The sequence below is a fragment of the Saccharothrix sp. 6-C genome (assembly GCF_016695385.1).
GTDB lineage: Bacteria > Actinomycetota > Actinomycetes > Mycobacteriales > Pseudonocardiaceae > Actinosynnema > Actinosynnema texasense.
In genome coordinates this window covers 2,195,695-2,213,074 of the sequence record NZ_CP064192.1, presented here as the reverse complement: position 1 = coordinate 2,213,074, position 17,380 = coordinate 2,195,695, and the positions used below count along the sequence as shown (strand labels likewise).

Here is a 17,380-nt window from a genome sequence, read left to right as displayed (position 1 = left end):
CACACCGATGGTACAGCTATCGCAATAAGTGGAACATCGGTGTTGCGGTTCGGGCTACAACTGTGCCTAAGATGTCTCACATAACCCCGAGGCCTCTGGAGCTGACATGAACCCCACCGCCCTGGTCACCGGCGCGTCCGCCGGGCTCGGCGTCGAGTTCGCCACCCAACTCGCCCGGCGCGGCCACGACCTGGTCCTCGTCGCCCGCTCCGCCGACCGCCTCGACGCCGTCGCCGACCGCCTCCGCCACGAGCACGGCGTCGAGGTCGACGTGGTCGTGCAGGACCTGTCCGCGCCGGACGCGGCCGACTCGATCGCGGCCCGGCTGCGCGGCCCCGTCCACACGCTGGTGAACAACGCGGGCTTCGGCACCGCCGGCCGGTTCGAGGAGATCCCCGACGGCCACGACCGGGAGCAGCTGATGGTCAACGTCGTCTCGCTGGTCGCGCTCACCCGCGCGCTCGTGCCGGGCATGCTCGAAGCGGGCTCCGGCGCCGTGGTCAACGTCGGCTCCACGGCCGGGTTCCAGCCGTCGCCGTACTTCGCGACCTACAGCGCGGGCAAGGCGTTCGTGCTCGACTTCAGCCTCGCGCTGCGCCGGGAGTACCGGAACCGGGGCATCAAGGTGCTCGCCCTGTGCCCCGGCCCGACCGGGACCAGCTTCTTCGAGCGGGTCACCCCGCGCGCCGCGCTCGGCGGCCGGCTGATGAGCGCCGAGACCGTCGTGCGCGCGGGCCTCGACGGCCTGGACCGCGACCGCGCCTACGTCGCGCCGGGCCTGCGCAACGCGCTCAACGCCCACCTCGTCCCGCGCCGCCCGCGCACGCTGGTGGCCGCGATCGCCGAACGCGTCACGCGGTCCGTGCTCCAGGCCTGAGGCTCAGGACCCGCCCGACAGCGACAGGTCGCCGATCACCACGGTGGTGCGCGGTCGCGCGACGGCGTCCGCCACCCTGGCCACCACCTCGTCGAACACCGGGTCGTCGTAGTAGTCGCTGTGCCCGCGCAACGGCGAGGCGACCACGTCCGGGTCGGGGTCGAGGAACTCCGGGTCGCGCAGCCGCACGTCGTTGCCGCAGCGCACGCCCCACAGCTTCGGGTCGGCGGACAGCCGCTCCTCCGCCGTCTCCGGCCACACCTGCACCGGCCCGCCCAACGGGTCGGTGAGCCGGTGCACGTTCCACCACCGGTCGCCGAGGTCGTCGTGCAGGCGGGCGAGCTCGGCGTGGCCGAGGTAGTGCGGGAACAGCCGCGAGTACGCCCACTGCAACTGCGAGCCGTAGGTGACCAGGCCGACCCGGCGCAGCGCGGCGACCGCGTCCGCCTGCCTGATGTACCGCTCGCCGTCGGCCGGGTCGGGCCGCTCGCTCTCCCGGCGCAGCAACGACAACGCCGCGACGCACACCACGCTGCCCTGGCTGTGCCCCGACAGCACGACCGCGCCCACGCCGTGGTGCCCGGCCAGCCGGACCGCCCGGGACGTCAGCTCGATCGTGGCGCGACCGCCGTAGGGAGGCGGGCAGATCGGGTGCGCCAGCCTCGGCCAGAACGCCACCAGGTCCCACACGATGCCGACCACCGTGCGCATCCGGGCGTTCTGCCAGGTCCGCACGCCCAACAACAACAAGACCAGCACGACACCGGACACCACCAGGCTGCCCAACGCGCCCAGCTCCCGCGCCGGGACGGTCGACAGCCAGTCGGCCAGTCCCGGCGGCGGCGCGTCCCGCCAGCCCGGGTGCGCCAGCCGGGCCAGCGCGAGACCGCCGCCGGCCGCCACCAGCACACCGCCCAGCAGCGCGACCGCGCCGAGCAGCCAGTGGTAGCGGTACTTCGCCGACGCCAACCGCTGGGTGAGGGCCACCTTGCCGACACCCGGCCGGTCCGGGCGGCCCGGGTAGTCCGCCACCACACCCTCGCGGACCGCCACGCCGATCGCGTGCCGCATGCAGGACACCGTGCCGATCGCGTACAGGAGACCGGCGAGGACCACCGCCGCCCAGAACGCCCAGCCCGACGCCGACGTCCACCGCAGGGCCACCGCCGCCGCCGCGGCCACCGAACCGGCCGCGAACACCAGCGCGCTCGACACCTGCCGCACCATGGCCGCCACGACCGGCGCCACCAGCAGCGGGAACGCGATCGCCAGCACGCCCCACAGCCCCGCGCCGACCAGGTAGCTCGTGCTCAGCACCAGCCCCGGCCGCCCGGCGTCGGGCACCGGGTCGCCGACCCAGTCCACCACCCGGTACGCCAACCCGCCGCTGAACCCGACCGCCAACGTGGTGGCCACGGCCGCGATCACGACCGTCGCGTAACCGTGCCACAACGGCCGGAACCGCTTGTCCGCCACCATCAGCTCCACGCCGCGCGCGGAGCGCCGCAGCCGCACGCACGCCCCCAGCAGCACGACCAGCAGCAGCATCGCCGACGCCGACAGGGTGTTCGTGACCGCCTCGAACCCGGCCAGCGGCGTCACCGACCCGGACGCCTCGACCGGCACCCGCCACAGCGACGCCGTCGCCGCACCCGCCGCGAGCAGCAGGTACACCACCGACGCCCACTTGAGCGCCCGGGAGTTCACCTCCCGCCGGTCGGGCGACATCACCACGCACCCGACGGCCCACCCCAGCACCACCGCGCCCAGCCCGACCACCGCCCACGACAGCGCGTCGGCCGGCCGGTCCGGCTGCTCGGTCCGCAACGCGCCCGCGTACAGCACACCCACCACCGCGCACGCCGCGGCCACGTGCGCGTCGCGCAACACGGGTGTGCGCGGCGACGTGTGCCAGAACGCGTAGTCGCCCAGGCTGCCCGTGCGGGTCTCCCACACGTGGTGCGTGCCCTTCGGCTCGTACAGGAACGTCTGCCGGCCGAACCACCACAGCACGGTGATCACCAACCCCGGCGGGACCAGGCCGACCAGCAGCATCGCCCCGAACGGCCAGCCGTCGAAGAACCCCAGGCGCTCCGCCCGGCACGTCGCCGTGCCCGCGCACTGCCGCACCAGCAGCTCCAGCGACGCGTAGGCGGTGGCCGCGACCAGCATGCCCGTCAGCACCAGGCCGAGCAGCCGCAGCACCGCCTCGGCGAACCGGCTCGCGCCCAGCAGCGCGTACCGGGCCAGGTTCAGGATCGCGAACGGGATCAGCACCAGCCACAACGCCCGGCTCGCGCCTCCCGAGGTGAACCGGCCCCAGTGGAACGCCTCCACGGTCCGCGGCCGACCGTTGGACAGCGCCCGCACCGGCTTGCCCGCCCGCAGGAACCGGGCGACGTCGTCACCGGCCACCGGGGTCGGGAACGGGTCGCCGAGCATCGCTTCCGGTGGCGTGCCGGACACACCGTGCACCCGCAGTTCGACGACGTCCTCGGGACCCATGCTTCTCCCCCGCCGTAGGCAGCCCTGCGGTGTTGCCTACCTGATCGGGTCGGCGCGGTAGGCCGTTTCGGCACCGGAGGCACCCGGTTGGGCGATCCACGGGCTGGTGAGACCATCCTCGGTGACGTCCGGTCGCCGATCGCGCCCGGACGTGCTCACGGCCACGACCCGAAAGGCTGCCCACGGTGACCAAACCCGCCCGCCGCGACCCCAGCAAGCTCGTCGACGCCTCCGGGTTCCGCGAGTTCGTCCAGCGCGGCTGGGGTCCGGCCGACCGCGCCGCCCGCGTCACGCCCGGAGCCGCCCGGGCCGCCGCCGCGCACCGCGACCGGCTCAGCGCCGCGCTGCCCGGCGCGCGCGTCGCGGTGGCCGCCGGCTGGGCGCCGGTGCGGTCCAACGACACCGACTACGGCTTCCGGCCCGACAGCGACTTCTCCTGGCTGACGGGCTGCGCCGCGGAGGGCGCCGTGCTGGTGATGCACCCCGTCGCCGGTGGCCACGACGCGGAGCTGTTCCTGCGCCCGCCCGCCGGCCCGGACGAGCCGGACTTCTTCGCCAACGCCCGCGACGGCGAGCTGTGGGTCGGCCCGGTGCCCGGCCTCGCCGAGTGGGGCGAGGCCCTCGGGCTGCGCTGCCGCCCCCTGCACGAGCTGCCGTCGGCGCTGCGCGGCAGGCTGCCCGCCGTGCACGCGACAGCCGGCGTCGACCCGCTGCTGGACGCCCTGGCGGGCGCCGACCACACCGCCGAGCTGCGCACCGTGCTCGCCGAGCTGCGCCGGATCAAGGACGACTGGGAGGTCGACCAGCTCCAGGCCGCCGTGGACGCCACGCTCCTCGGGTTCGCCGACGTGGCCGCCGAGCTGCAGGCCGCCGTCAAGGGCGGTGGCGAGCGGTGGCTGCAGGGCACGTTCGACCGGCGCGCCCGCACCGCCGGCAACGGCCCGGGCTACGCCTCGATCGTGGCCGCCGGACCGCACGCGCCGGTCCTGCACTGGGTGCGCAACGACGGCCCCGTGCCCGAGGACGCCGTGCTGCTGCTGGACGCGGGCGTCGAGCTGGACACCCTCTACACCGCGGACATCACCCGGACGTTGCCGGTCTCGGGCTCCTACAGCCCCGCGCAGCGGCAGGTGCACGAGCTGGTCGAACGCGCGTCCGCGGCCGCGTTGGCGGTCGTGCGGCCGGGCGCGGCCTACCGGGACTTCCACCAGGAGGCCATGCGGGTGCTCGCCGAGGGCCTGCACGACTGGGGCCTGCTGCCCGTGTCGGTCGAGGAGTCGCTCGACCCGGACGGCCAGCACCACCGCCGCTACATCACGTGCGGCGTCGGCCACTTCCTCGGGCTGGACGTGCACGACTGCGCCAACTCCGGCTCCGCCGCCTACCACGAGGGCACGCTGGAGGCCGGCATGGCGCTGGCCGTCGAACCGGGCCTGTACTTCCACCCGAACGACGAGACCGTGCCGCCGGAGCTGCGCGGCATCGGCGTGCGGCTGGAGGAGAACGTCGTGGTGACCGCCTCGGGCAACCGGGTGCTGTCCTCCGCCCTGCCCCACGACGCGGCCGGCCTTGAGGCCTGGGTCGCGGCGGCGGGCCGGTAGTCAGCGCTTCCGCAGGCGCACCGACGTGATGGCGTGGTGCTCGACCTTCACCACCTCGACGGACCAGCCGGGCAGCGTGATCCGGTCACCCGGGCCCTCGGGGATGCGGCCGAGCACCACCAGCACCAGGCCCGCGATGGTGGCGTAGTCGCCCTCCGGCGGGTCGACCAGCTCCACGCCCAGGTCGACCAGGTCGTGCATCGGGAACGTGCCGGGCAGCACGAGGGAGCCGTCCGGGCCGTTGCGGACGGCCATCACGTCGCGGTCGGTCTCGTCCAGGATCTCGCCGACGACCTCCTCCAGCAGGTCCTCGAGCGTGACGATGCCGTCGACCGCGCCGTGCTCGTCCACGACCAGGCCGAGCTGCTCGCGTTCGGCCTTGAACCGGCGCAGCGCGTCGGACACCCGCACCGAGTCGGGGAACACCACCGGCGGGCGGGCCACGTCGACGAGCACGGCGTCGTCTTCGAGCAGGTCACGCAGGTGCACGACGCCCACCACGTCGTCCAGGTGCCCGCCGCGCGCGACCGGCGCCCGGGAGTGGCCGGAGGCGGCCAGCTCGGCGCGGGCGGACGGCACGTCCATCTCGGCGGCCAGCGTGACCACCGACCGGCGCGGCACCAGCACCTCGCGCAGCCGCCGCTCGCTGATCTCCAGCGCGCCGGTGATGATCATGCGCTGCTCGGCGTTGAGGCCCCGTTGGGCGGAGACCAGCTCGCGCAGCTCCTCGGACGACATCTGCTCGGACTCCGCGTCCGGTTTGCCGCCGAACAGCCGGACCACCACGTTCGTCGACGCGCTCAACGCCCACACCGCGGGCCGCGAGGCGGTCGACAGCACGTGCAGCGGCCGTGCCACCAGCAGCGCCCAGCGCAGCGCGTACTGCATCGCCAACCGCTTGGGCGCCAGCTCGCCGAACACCAGCGTCAGGAACGTCAGCACGACCGTGACCAGCGCGATCGCCACCGCGTTCGCCGCGTTGCCGAGGAACGACAGCGCCGGCACCAGCGGCTCGGCCAACGACACCGCCGCCGTCGCCGAGGCCAGGAACCCGGCCAGCGTGATGCCGATCTGGATGGTGGCCAGGAACCGGTTCGGGTCGCGCGCCAGCCGCACGAGCGTCTTCGCGGACGCCCGGTCGTCGCGCTCCAACGCCCGCAGCTGACCCTCGCGCAGGCTGATCAAGGCCATCTCGCTGCCCGCGAACACCGCGTTCAGCAACACCAACACCGCGACCAGCGCGATCGTCCACCCGTACCCGTCCACACCCGACTCCATACCCGAACCGGGGCGCCCCGCAACCGGAGGGTTGGTCATTTCGAGTGGCGCCGCTGCCCCCACACCCCTCCACTGGGCTACAACATGCGTGGGGAGGTCACATGGTGTCGGCTGCGGTGCACCGGTCGTTCGTCGTCGTGGACGTCGAGTCCTACGGCGACCCGACCAGGTCGTCACCCCAGCGCACCGCCGTGCGCGACGGCATGCGCCAGGCGCTGATGGCCGCGTTCGCCGACTGCGACCTGCCGTGGGACGACAAGGCGGTGGACGACGCGGGCGACAGCCTGCTGGTGCTGATGCCCGCCGACGTGCCCAAGTCCGTGCTGGTCGAGCGGTTGCCGGAGCGGGTCGTCGCCGCCCTGCGCAGGCACAACGAGATCCACGCCCACGGCGCGCGGCTGCGCGTGAGGATGGCCGTGCACGCCGGCGAGGTCCACTTCGACGAGCACGGCAAGACCAGCGAAGAGATGATCTTCACCTACCGGATCCTCGACGCGCCGGCCGCCAAGCAGGCCCTCAAGTCCTCGACCGGCACCCTGGTGCTCGTCGTCTCCGACCCGTTCTACCGCTCCGTGGTCCGCCACGACCCGGCCGCCAGGCCCGGCGACTACACCGCGGCGCAGGCCAAGGTGAAAGAAGCCGACGCCCGCGTCTGGGTCCGCCTGGTGGACGGCAAGCCGATCGCCGGCGACGCCACCACCCCGATCCGCACGGTCGCCGACGAGGCGCCGCTGACCCTCGCCGAACTGGGACCGATCGTCGACGTCCTGCTCCGCACCCCCGGCTTCGACACCCGCGAGGGACGTGACCTGGTGTTGCGCGAGGTGAAGTTCGCCGCCGCCATCAGCCGCCACAGCGCGAACCGGCCGGACACGGTCAGCATCGTCCGGACGTGCGCCCACTACCCGGGTGGCCTCAAAGCACTGCTCGAAGCGATCCGCTTCTACGCCGCCGGTTCCACCGAGATGGCCGAACTGGACACCCTGTTGGCCGAACGGATCAGTGGCGTTTAGTTGTCCCCTGCGGCGGCGAATACCACCATACGCACCACTTCCACAGTGTTTCATCGACATTACACTGGGTCATGCCATCGAAGGTGAATCCCACCGCGCGGGGGCGCCGCTGCCCGGTGGCCAACTCGGGAGGCCCGCTAGTGGATGAATCGGCAATTCGGGTCGACTCCGGCCTGGTCGACTTGACGAACGTTCCTCTCGACGCCTTGGACACGTTCGACGACGAGATCCTGATGGCGTCGACGGACCGTTTCCTCAGACAGGTGGACCACGCCAGCGGCAGCGTAGGCGGCCACTCTTGACCGGCGGACCCGGCACCGATGACAAGGGGCGACCACGAGGTGGCAGGCTGGAACTCCGCGTACGGGATGTCGCCGCCCACCCACGGCACGTCCCTGGCCCAGTTGGACGCCCTGGCGTCCGAACGAACCGATAACGACGCCTCCGCGTTGCTGCACCACGTCGAACAGACGCGACGACTACTCGCCTTGCGCCTGGTGCTTCGCCATGCCCGCCACCACGACACCGCGGGAAGTCCGTTGCCGCCGGTGGACGAGGCGTGGGAACTCCTGATCGCGGCCGAGCACGCCGACCCGGGAGCGGTGGCCGCGCTGCTGTCACGCCCACAGGTCGGCATGTGGGCAGCGCACGTCCTGCGTCGCCTCCGGAACAAGACCACCGACACCGCGCCGGGGTGGTTCCACATCGGCCAATTGCACCTGCTGGCGGCCGCGGCGGCCTTGTCCGCAAAACTGCGTTTCACGATGACAATTCCACTGTGGAATGGAATCTGCGTACTTCCCGGCCGGGGTTCCGTGCGAGTGCCCGATGTGACCGAATGGGGCCATGGCACGTTGGTCGCGGATGCGTCGGGGTTGACCGTGAAAACCAGCGACGGCACAGCCCATCCGGTCGGATTCGAGCCGATTCGCCATCTTGGGGACGAGGCGGGTTCCGTCGCGCCGCGCATCCACCTGGACGACACAGGACCGTACCGGGGATTGGATGTCCCCGAGCACCCCGACCCATTGTCGGAATCGTCGGCGACGCGGTGGAACGAGGTCTTCGCCGAGGCGTGGACGATCCTGGAGCGGAACCACCCGCATCGCGCGCAGGAGCTCTCCAGGGGCCTGTCGATGATCACACCGCGCCCCGCGGCCCACCGCTTCCGACCGTACAGCGGGTCGGTCGGCGAAGGCTACGGCGCCGCGATCATCTCCGAACCGCACGACGCGACACAGCTGGCCGTGACCATGGTGCACGAGTACCAGCACAGCAAGCTGAACGCGATCGGCCACCTGGCACCGCTGGTCGACGAGGACCCGTCCGCCACCTGCTACGCACCGTGGCGCGACGACCCACGCCCGGTATCCGGTCTGTACCAAGGGGTGAACGCCTTCCTCGCCGTCGCGGAGTTCTGGATGAGGCAACGCGAGCACCTGAGCGGTTCATCCGCCGCTCTGGCGCACTTCGAGTTCGCCCTCGTTCGCATCCAGGTGACCGAAGCGCTCCGTGCCCTGCGCCGACACCCGTCGCTGACCGATCTCGGGCGGAGGTTCGCCGCTCGCTTGGCGGAACGGCTGGAGGTTCTGGACAACGCCGCGGTGCCCGCCGAACTGCTCTCGGCCGCGGAAGCAGCAGCACTGGACCACCGCACGGCGTGGCGCGCCACGCACCTCCATCCGATGCGAGCACACGTATTGGAGTGCGCCGAGCGATGGCACGCGGGCGAGCCTGCGCCACCCCCTGGAACCCACTCCGCCGTGGTGGCCGCCACCACACCCCCCAGGCTGGACGCCAAAGCAATCCTCACCCGCGTCCTACTGGCGGGCCGAGCGGAGTTCGACGCGTTGCGGTCAGGCCCACCCGATCACGTCCACAAGACCACCGAAGACCTGACCGAGGCGGATTTCGCCCTCGTGGCCGGAGAGCACGAACGGGCGCACGCGCTGTACTCGGCGGAACTCGCCGAGGGCTCGAACCGGCCCGGCGCGTGGTCCGGCTTCGGGATCGCGGTGCACGAACTGTCGCCTGGTCCGGCGTCGCGGGCATTGCTCGAACGCCCGCAGCTCGTCCGCGCCGTGCGGAGCAGGATCGCCGCCACCGGCGAGGCGCCCGACGTGGAGCGCCTCGCCGAGTGGCTGGGGCCGGCGGGCTAGAGCGGCATCGGATCGATGTCGCAGTTCGCCCGCACCCGGGGGTCGCTCAGCTCGGACACCGCAGGATGGTGCTGACCGAGCCGTTCACGCAGGGCGGCTACCGCTCGCAGGTGGAGTTGGTCCGCCTCGTCGGTGCGCCCGAGTGAACGCAGGTCCTGCGCGAGGTTCACCTGGCAAGCCAGCGTGGTCGGGTGGTCGGCGCCGAAGACCGCCGTCACCCGACGCAGGCTCTCGACATCGGCGTCGTGGGCGCCTTGCACGTCGCCCAACGCGTGCAGGTCGCTGGCCAGGTTGATCCCGGTGACCAGAGTGGAGGGGTGGTCGTCACCCAGGCGGGTGCGGAAGCCCGCCAGGGTCGCCTGGTCGAGGTCGCGGGCACCTTCGAAGTCGCCCTTCAAGCGGCGGAGGATCGCCACGTTCACGGCCGCTGACAGGGTGTGGGGGTGATCGGCCCCCAACGTTTTGGCGTAGCGGGTCAGCGTGTTCTGCGCGAGCTGCGCGGCCGTTTCATGGCGACCCAAGTGCCTCAGCTCGACGGAGCGGGCCAGCGCGGCGGCGAGCACATCAGGGTGGTCGAGGTTGTACCGCCGCCGCAAACCCTCGAACGCTGTCTCCGCCGCGCGCATCGCGCCCTCGTGGTCACCCGCCCTGCTGCGCATCACGGCCAAGTGCCGCAAAGCGCGCAGCCACGTCGGGTTGAGCGGTCGCCCTTCGCTGAGCCGTTCGTAGATGCGCACGACCTCTTCCTGCTCGGCGCAGGCGTCCCGGTAGTCGCCGAGCTCCCTCTTGTCGATGGTGAGGCCGACCTGGGTGTAGAGCGGCACCTCGTGCTCCTGGCCGTAGATCTGCACCCTGCGGTCCCAGGTGTCGGCGTCGAGCGTGACAGCGGAGGCGAAGTCACCGACGAGGCGGAGGTTCACGCCGAGGTTGTGCGCCGCCTCGTGGGTCACCGGATCCTCGTCACCGAGGTAGCGCACGCAGATGTCGTAGCTGCGCTTCGACAGCTCCAGCGCGCCGACGAAGTCGCCCTCCGCCCGCTTGTCTGCCGCGACCTGGCCCATCGCCACGATGGTTGCCTCGTGCTCCTCGCCGTAGGTGCGGCGGTGCCGTTCCAGCAGTTCCAGGTTGAGCGGGATCGCCTCGGCATAACGGCCCTCCACCCAGAGCATGAAGCCGTACCAACGGCCCATCCGCAGGGTCTCCGGGTGATCCTCCCCCAGCCGCTCCAACCAGGTTCGGTAGATCTTCTCGGACAGTTCGGCGCTGCGCTTGTGCTCGCCCCACCGGTAGAGGAACTGGACTTGGTTGTGGAGCAGCGACCGGACCGACTCGGCATCGCTCTCGTAGGCGTTCGAAGCGGCCAGGTGCGCGCTCAGGTCGACGTAGGTCGGCCAGTTGTCGGGCTCTTCCGGCGCTTCCGGGTCGTTCTCGCCCAGGATCAGGTGCGCCGCGTTGCGCATGACCACGCGGTCGCCCTCGTTCATCTGGCTGATGAGCACGGCTTGGACGAGGCGGTGCAGCTCGATGGAGTTCGTGCGGTGGTCGACGCGCACCAACGCGAAGCGGTTGATGTCGCGGACCGCTTCGTTGAGCCGCAAGCGGTCGCGCAGGACCCGGGACAGCTCGACCGGCACACCGGTGATGTTGCGGCTGTAGCTGAACATCGTGCGGTTGATCGGCTCCGGCGACAGGAAGGCGCACACCTGGAGCAGCCGCAGCGCCGAGGGGTTCTTGCGCTTGAGCTCGTTGAGCGACAGGTCCCACATCGCCGCCACCGACTCGGGGTAGTCGAGGGTCGTGGTGACGTTGAGCAGTTCCAGCTGCTTCTCGGCCAGCAGTTCCAGGTACTCGTCGGCGGGCATGCCCGTCTCCACGCGCCACGCCGCCGCCTGCGCGATGGCGAGCGGCAGGTCGCCCAACGCCTCGGCCAGGCGACCGGCGTCCTCCTCGCTGAGTTCGGGGTCGCGTCGGCGCAGCAGCTGAACGCTTTCGGCGCGCTGGAAGACGTTGACCTCGAGCGGACGGGCGACGCTCAACCACTGCGAGTTGCGCGAGGTGACCAGGATGCGGCCCGTGCCGCCGGTGGGCAGGTACTCCTGCACGGCGTCGGGGCTGTCGGCGTTGTCGAAGATGAGCAGCCAGTTGGTCGGGACTTTGGCGTGGTTGCCGCTGCGCAGGGCGTCGAGCACCTGCTGGACCGCCACGTTGGACTCGGCGCCGCCTTCGAGGCCCAGGCGTTGGCCCAGTTCCACCAGCGAGTTGACGATCTTGACCGATCGCTCCGCCGGAACCCACCAGATCAGATCGAAGCTCGCGCGGTTGCGGTAGGCGTATTCGATGGCCAGGTGCGACTTGCCCACACCGCCCATGCCGTGCAGCGTTTCGGGCAGCACGGCCGCGGTCCCGCCCCGGACGAGGCGCCGTTCGAGCTCCTGGAGAAGGTCCGCCCGCCCGGTGAAGTTCACGTTCCTCGGCGGCACTCCGCCAAAGACGGGCGATGCGAGAGTCCTTCTCCTTTCTTCCTGCTCGACGGCAGTCACGTCTACTCCTCCTGCATTTCGCTCGACATCGACCGCGCTCTCGCGAACCCGGGCCAGCTCACCCAAGTCTCCGTGTATATCTCTGCGTGCGTCATCTTTGCGGACCGTCGCCGGCGGCTCGACCCGGGGGTGGGTTGGCATGGAATTCCGCAGGTGAACGCCTGACCAGGCCTTCAGCACAGCACGCTCGGCTTCCGCCACGTGACGTGGCGCGGCAATGGGTGAGGTCGCCGATACCGGCTCCGCGTCCAGCGGCCATTCGAACGCCGCCACCACCGGTTGGCGTTCTTCCAGGTAATGGCGGACCACCTTGCGCACTCGCTCGGTGTCGATACGACGCCCGTGTGCGAGCAGTTCCTCCCGAACACCCTCTCGCACAAACCTGAACATCACTCGATTTTCCTCGTTGCCGGAGCCGCCGGGGGCGATCTCCACCAGCGGGCCGCCGAGGAATTCCGCCAGGGTCGCGCGTCCGACTCCCGGGTGCAGCAGTTCGAGGATGCGGACGAGGAGGGGCACCTCCAGCGGTGCGACGGCCCAGTGGACGGCCAGGTCGAACACCACCTTCGACGCGGTCGTGCGGTACGCCGCGACGAGTTCCGCGACACTGAAGCTCGCGTCACCCGATCGAAGCGGTGCCACACCGGCCGGCGCGTCCGGTCGAACAGGCACAAGAGCCGCACCCAGGTTCGCCCACCCCGCCGCCGCAGCGAGGTCGGCCCACTCCCGCAGACCCGACGGGGACAGTTCCACGAACGGGACGGGCACGACGTCGCCGAGCCCGTCGTACAACCCCGGCACGTCGACCTGTGGCTCCCACTCGTAGAAGTGGTTCGGCGCGCCCGACTCGGACACCTTGAGCCGCAGTCGGTGCAGGTCCAGGCCGGTGCGGCAGGCCGCCCACCACGACAGCGGACTGACCACCGCGACCGAGTGCGCGGCACCCAGTCCGCGCAGCCAAGCCCACGCCCCACCCGACCGCCAGGTCGGGTCGACCGCGTCGGTCAGGGCCAGCAGCAGGCGCCCCCCGGAACCGGTCAGATCCGGCAGGGCACCCTCACCGGAGCCGCGCAGCACGGCTTGGCCGTTGTCCTCGACACCGAGTGCGCAGACGGTGACGTCACCGAAGACGCCGGACTCGGCGAGCGCACGCGTGAAGGACTCGACCGCCGACGCCCAGATCGACATCGCGGGGCCGTCGTCGACGGCGACCACCAGGTCGCGGGACTGGCCGACGAGGGGCGCGAGGACAGCCCTCAGCACGTCCGCCGTCCACTCTTGGACGTCCGGAACCGCGGCCGCACCACCCGCGGCACCGTCCTCAGGGTCGACGCGCACCGTCACATCCTTCCGGCGCGGGCACGACACCCGGGTTCGGATCGATGAGCCGATTCATGCCAGTGTGCCCTGGAATCAGGGGACCACGGCGTGCCCACTACCTTAGCGCCCGATCGCGACATGAGTGCGCGGTGACGAAGTGGATCGATTCCGAAGGGGAAGGGTAATCGGATCCGCGTCGTGGAATCCGCGCCTATCTCACCATTTCGAGTGAACAGGCAGTTACGCCTATCAGGTGAATAAGTAACCAATGTGCGTCCGGTATCGGGTGCATGCCGACTCTGCATCAGATACCTCCCTGCGAACCCCAACCAGAGGTCAGGGGTTCCGGTAGACGCTCTGCGTCGTCCCAGAGTACGGCAAGACTTCGACCCGCGTGCGGCCCATCCGACTCATTCGTCCGCAGTGCGTCCCGGCGCAATTGGGCCAATCTGTCCGGCAGGTGACGCACTTCGCCTGCGGCGAACAACTCGGTCACCGCTTCGTGGAAGTGGCTGGTCGAGCAGTCCTCGCGGTCCCAGACGATGATCGGGATCCCCGCCCTGAACGCCATCGCGGCCTCGTGCCACGCCCTGCCGCGCCGATCACCTGGGGGTTCGCTGAGCACCAGTGACACGATGGAGGTGTCGCTCAGGTCCACCGCCATCCCGGTGAGGTCCCACCCGCCGTTGGTCCGGCTCCAGTACGGGCGCGTGGCCTCCGCGGAGATCGCGTTCCAGCGCTGCTTCCACACCAGCCGGTACCGCTGCGCCCTCGTCCGCTCCAAGCTCCGCACCAGTACGGGGTGATCGACCGCCAACGGCACGCTGACGTCGGAGGGAGAGGCCTTCGGCCAGAACTCCACCGCGGTGTTGATCATCTCCCAGGGCAACGAGAACTCCACCACGATGGCGCTCACCCGCTCGGCGGCCGGAGTGATGCCCAACTCCGCCTCCAGCTCCGCGATGATCCGGTCGACCTCCGCCTCCAGGTCGTCCCGCCGGATCGCGGCGTCGCCGCGGCGACGGCCGTGCCAGCCGGAGCTCTGCCAGCTCAACCAGTGCGAGAGCACCACCTTGTCCTGGTCGACCGGATCCGGGTCGACTTCGAAGACGAGGTGCACCACGTCGGGCTCATCGCCCTCGATCTTGGCTTCGTTGCGCCACCGGGCTTGTTCGACCAGATCGGTCAACTCGAACTTCTCCGCGAGCCGCCAGTTGCAGCGACGCAACTCGGCGGCCAGCGCACCGTCCTCCAGGCGTCCGGCGAGGCAGTCCACCAGCACCATGGCGGGTAACAGGGCACCCGGACCTGCGTTGTGGTCGGCGAGGTGCAGGAACAGCGACCACACGGAACGGCACCGCGCGGGCAGGTCGTCGCAGTGCCCGTCGGTGGCCACGTCGGCCAGGCGGCGCAGCTCGCGTCGCTCTTCGAACGGGTCGTCGGTCAACCGCACCGACCGCAGCGCCTTCGCCAACCGGTCCCAGTCCCCCGTCGGCAAGGCCCGGAACGCGGCCCACTCGTCCCCCAGCTCGACCAGCTGGGAGATCTCGGGCGCGTGCGGGTCCAGCAACCTGAGGCAGTCGACCAGGCCGCGCAGCCCACCGGCGTGGCGGCAGCACCACCGGACGAGACCGAGGAGCTGGAGGTGGACCTCGGAACCCTCCAACGACACCGGCTCGCCGAGGATGTCGGACAGCAGGCTCACCAGCATGGTGCGTCCGCGCTCGGGGCGCAGGCTCTCGCAGCGCTCCAGCAAGGCGACGATCTCGCCTTGAAACCTCAGTTGGGCGGTGTTCACCCCTTCGTCCACGACCATGTGACCATCCCCCTCCACCGTCTGCCCGCCTCAGCGAGGGCAGGGGCCGACCTGAGAGAACCGTGACTCCCGGCCGTCACTGTTACACAGGCGCAATCGGGGTTGTCCGCAAAATGCGGTCAGACGACGGCGGTGGGGTGGGTGGTGGGGAGGGAGCGGCTGCTGGTGGTCAGTTCGGTGGCGACGCGGTCGACGGCGGCGGTGAAGGTGGGGGTGTCGCAGTGCCAGTCGGTGAGCTTGACGCGCAGCCAGCGGCGCCAGGCGGTGACCAGGTCGGCGAAGACCCGGGTGCCCTGGGGGGTGAAGAGGTAGTGCCCGCCGGTTTCCGTGACGTAGCCCCTGGTCTGGAGTTGGCGCGCCACCGGTTCGAAGACGCCGGCGGGGACGCGGGTGGCCTCGGCCAGCCGGTCGAGGGTGGCGTCGCCGTGCTCGACGCTCTGCCGGAACACCTTGACCACCAGCCACGCCTGCGCGTGGGTGAGCGGGACGCCCGAGTCGCGCAGCACGTCCGGTGTGGGGTCGCGGCGCTCGCGGCTGACGATGAGGGCGACCAGCTTCTCCAGCTCGTCCTCCGAGTCGGACGTGTGGGGCGCGGCGAAGTTGTCGCCCACCTCGGTCGCGGCGGCGCGGGCGGTGTCGCGCAGAGGCACTTCCTTCAGGAACAGCGCGACCACGAACGCGACGGCGGCGACCGGCGCGGCGGACAGGAACACCAGGTGCAGGGTGTCCGCGTAGGCGGCGATGATCGGGGCCTTCAGCTCGTCCGGCAGGGCGTGCAGGGCCTGCACGTTGGCCGCGGCGGCCGGGTCGACGCCCGGGGGGATGGCGGCGGCGAGGTTGGCCGGCAGGTTGCTCGCGTACACCGTCCCGAACACCGCCACCCCGAACGAACTGCCCAACGTGCGCAGGAAGCTCACGCCGGACGTGGCCACGCCCAGGTCCTCGTAGTCGGTGGTGCTCTGCACGACCACCATCGCCACCGGCATGCACATGCCGACACCCAGGCCGAGCACGAGCATGTACGTCGACGCCTGCCAGAACGAGGTCTGCGGGTCCAACCGGGACAGCAGGAACAGCCCGCCGATCATGAGCAGGCTGCCGACCACGGGGAACACCCGGTAGCGGCCGGTCTTGCTGATCACGTTGCCGGTCGTGACGGAGGCGATGAGCAGGCCGACCACCAGCGGCAGCATCTCCAGGCCCGACTGGGTGGCCGACGCGCCGTGCACGTACTGCAGGTAGGTGGGCAGGAACGTGACGCCGCCGAGCATGGCGAACCCGACCACGAAGCTCAGCACCGTGCACACGGTGAACACGCGGCTGCGGAACAGGCGCATGGGCAGCATCGGCTCGGCGGCCCGGTTCTCCACGACCACGAACAGGCCGAGCGCGATCAGCGACCCGATCGCCATCAGGACGATCGTCGGCGACGCCCACGGGTACTCGACGCCGCCCCAGCTGGTGACCAGGGTGAGGCCGGTCGAGGCCAGGGCGATGAGCAGGATGCCCAGGTAGTCGATCCGCGGCCGGCCCGCGCCGCGCACGCCGGGCAGCGCGAACGCGCCGACGGCCAGCACCACCACGCCCAGGGGCAGGTTGACGTAGAACGCCCAGCGCCAGCTCAGGTGGTCCACGAACAGGCCGCCGAGCAGCGGGCCGACCACCGTGGCCACGCCGAACACCGCGCCGATGAACCCCTGGTACTTGCCGCGCTCGGACAGCGGCACGACGTCCGCGATGACGGCGGCCGAGGTCACCATCAGCCCGCCCGCGCCGAGCCCCTGCACCGCGCGGGCCAGGATGAGCCACGTCATCGAGTCGGCCCAGCCGCACAGGAACGAGCCGGCCAGGAACAGCGCGACGCTGAGCAGGAACGCCCGCTTGCGGCCGAACAGGTCGCCGAACTTGCCGATCAGGGCGGTCATGATGGTCTCGGCCAGCAGGTAGGACGTGACCACCCAGGACAGGTGCCCGCCGCCGCCGAGGTCGCTGACGATGGTCGGCAGCGCGGTCGCCACGATCGTCTGGTCGAGCGCGGCGAGCAGCATCCCGAGCATGATCACCGCGACCACGGCGCGCCTCGCACCGCGGCCCACCTCGACCCGTTCGACCACGTGGACCTCCCGGCCCGACGATAAAACCGCCACCGCGCGACCGCCCGCCACGTCCACGGCCGGGTGATGTCCGGCGGGCAAACCCCCGGCGGCCGCATTTCTGCCGTGCGCGCGGCGAAATCCCTGTGCCCCTTAGGAATCGTCTCTGATGTCCGCA

General features: G+C 71.1%; 10 protein-coding genes. 5 read left to right on the top strand and 5 right to left on the bottom strand.

The annotated features are described in order from the left end of the window. Nucleotides 1-106 precede the first annotated feature (106 nt). Entirely contained in the window at nt 107-877 is a 771-nt protein-coding gene (locus IOD16_RS10190; RefSeq protein ID WP_201439825.1) for an SDR family NAD(P)-dependent oxidoreductase, read from the top strand. A gap of 3 nt (nt 878-880) precedes the next feature. Here the strand turns inward: IOD16_RS10190 and IOD16_RS10185 are convergent, their stop codons facing one another. Further along, complete coding sequence (locus tag IOD16_RS10185) at nt 881-3,382, bottom strand: hypothetical protein (RefSeq protein ID WP_201439824.1); 2,502 nt, start codon at nt 3,380-3,382, stop codon at nt 881-883. A 185-nt stretch (nt 3,383-3,567) separates the two neighbouring features. Here IOD16_RS10185 and IOD16_RS10180 point away from each other — a divergent pair, with 185 nt between their 5' ends. Next, complete coding sequence (locus IOD16_RS10180; RefSeq protein ID WP_201439823.1) at nt 3,568-4,983, top strand: aminopeptidase P family protein; 1,416 nt, start codon at nt 3,568-3,570, stop codon at nt 4,981-4,983. Here the strand turns inward: IOD16_RS10180 and IOD16_RS10175 are convergent, their stop codons facing one another. Further along, a complete protein-coding gene (locus IOD16_RS10175) occupies nt 4,984-6,249 on the bottom strand; it encodes a hemolysin family protein (protein WP_201439822.1) in 1,266 nt (421 codons plus the stop codon). It abuts the gene before it with no gap. 113 nt (nt 6,250-6,362) lie between these two features. On the opposite strand from IOD16_RS10175, the gene IOD16_RS10170 reads away from it, so the two are divergent. The 3 genes from IOD16_RS10170 (at nt 6,363) to IOD16_RS10160 (ending at nt 9,433) form a co-directional block, all read left to right on the top strand. Then, entirely contained in the window at nt 6,363-7,274 is a 912-nt protein-coding gene (locus tag IOD16_RS10170; protein ID WP_201439821.1) for an effector-associated domain 2-containing protein, read from the top strand. A gap of 71 nt (nt 7,275-7,345) precedes the next feature. Next, nucleotides 7,346-7,576 (top strand): hypothetical protein, encoded by a 231-nt coding sequence (locus IOD16_RS10165; protein ID WP_201439820.1) that lies wholly within the window; start codon nt 7,346-7,348, stop codon nt 7,574-7,576. Nucleotides 7,577-7,615: 39 nt separating this feature from the next. Next, nucleotides 7,616-9,433, top strand: coding sequence for an HEXXH motif domain-containing protein (locus IOD16_RS10160; RefSeq protein WP_201439819.1), 1,818 nt, complete (start codon nt 7,616-7,618; stop codon nt 9,431-9,433). Here IOD16_RS10160 and fxsT read toward each other — a convergent pair. From fxsT to IOD16_RS10145, 3 genes are all read right to left on the bottom strand, one after another. After that, complete coding sequence (fxsT, locus tag IOD16_RS10155) at nt 9,430-12,765, bottom strand: FxSxx-COOH system tetratricopeptide repeat protein (protein WP_201439818.1); 3,336 nt, start codon at nt 12,763-12,765, stop codon at nt 9,430-9,432. The two genes, IOD16_RS10160 and fxsT, sit on opposite strands and share 4 nt — an antisense overlap. 832 nt (nt 12,766-13,597) lie before the next feature. After that, nucleotides 13,598-15,109, bottom strand: coding sequence for a VMAP-C domain-containing protein (locus IOD16_RS10150; RefSeq protein WP_201439817.1), 1,512 nt, complete (start codon nt 15,107-15,109; stop codon nt 13,598-13,600). A 119-nt stretch (nt 15,110-15,228) separates the two neighbouring features. Continuing rightward, nucleotides 15,229-17,166: an MDR family MFS transporter gene (locus tag IOD16_RS10145; protein ID WP_201441288.1), complete on the bottom strand. Its 1,938-nt coding sequence runs from the start codon at nt 17,164-17,166 to the stop codon at nt 15,229-15,231. Between the last annotated feature and the right edge of the window lie 214 nt (nt 17,167-17,380).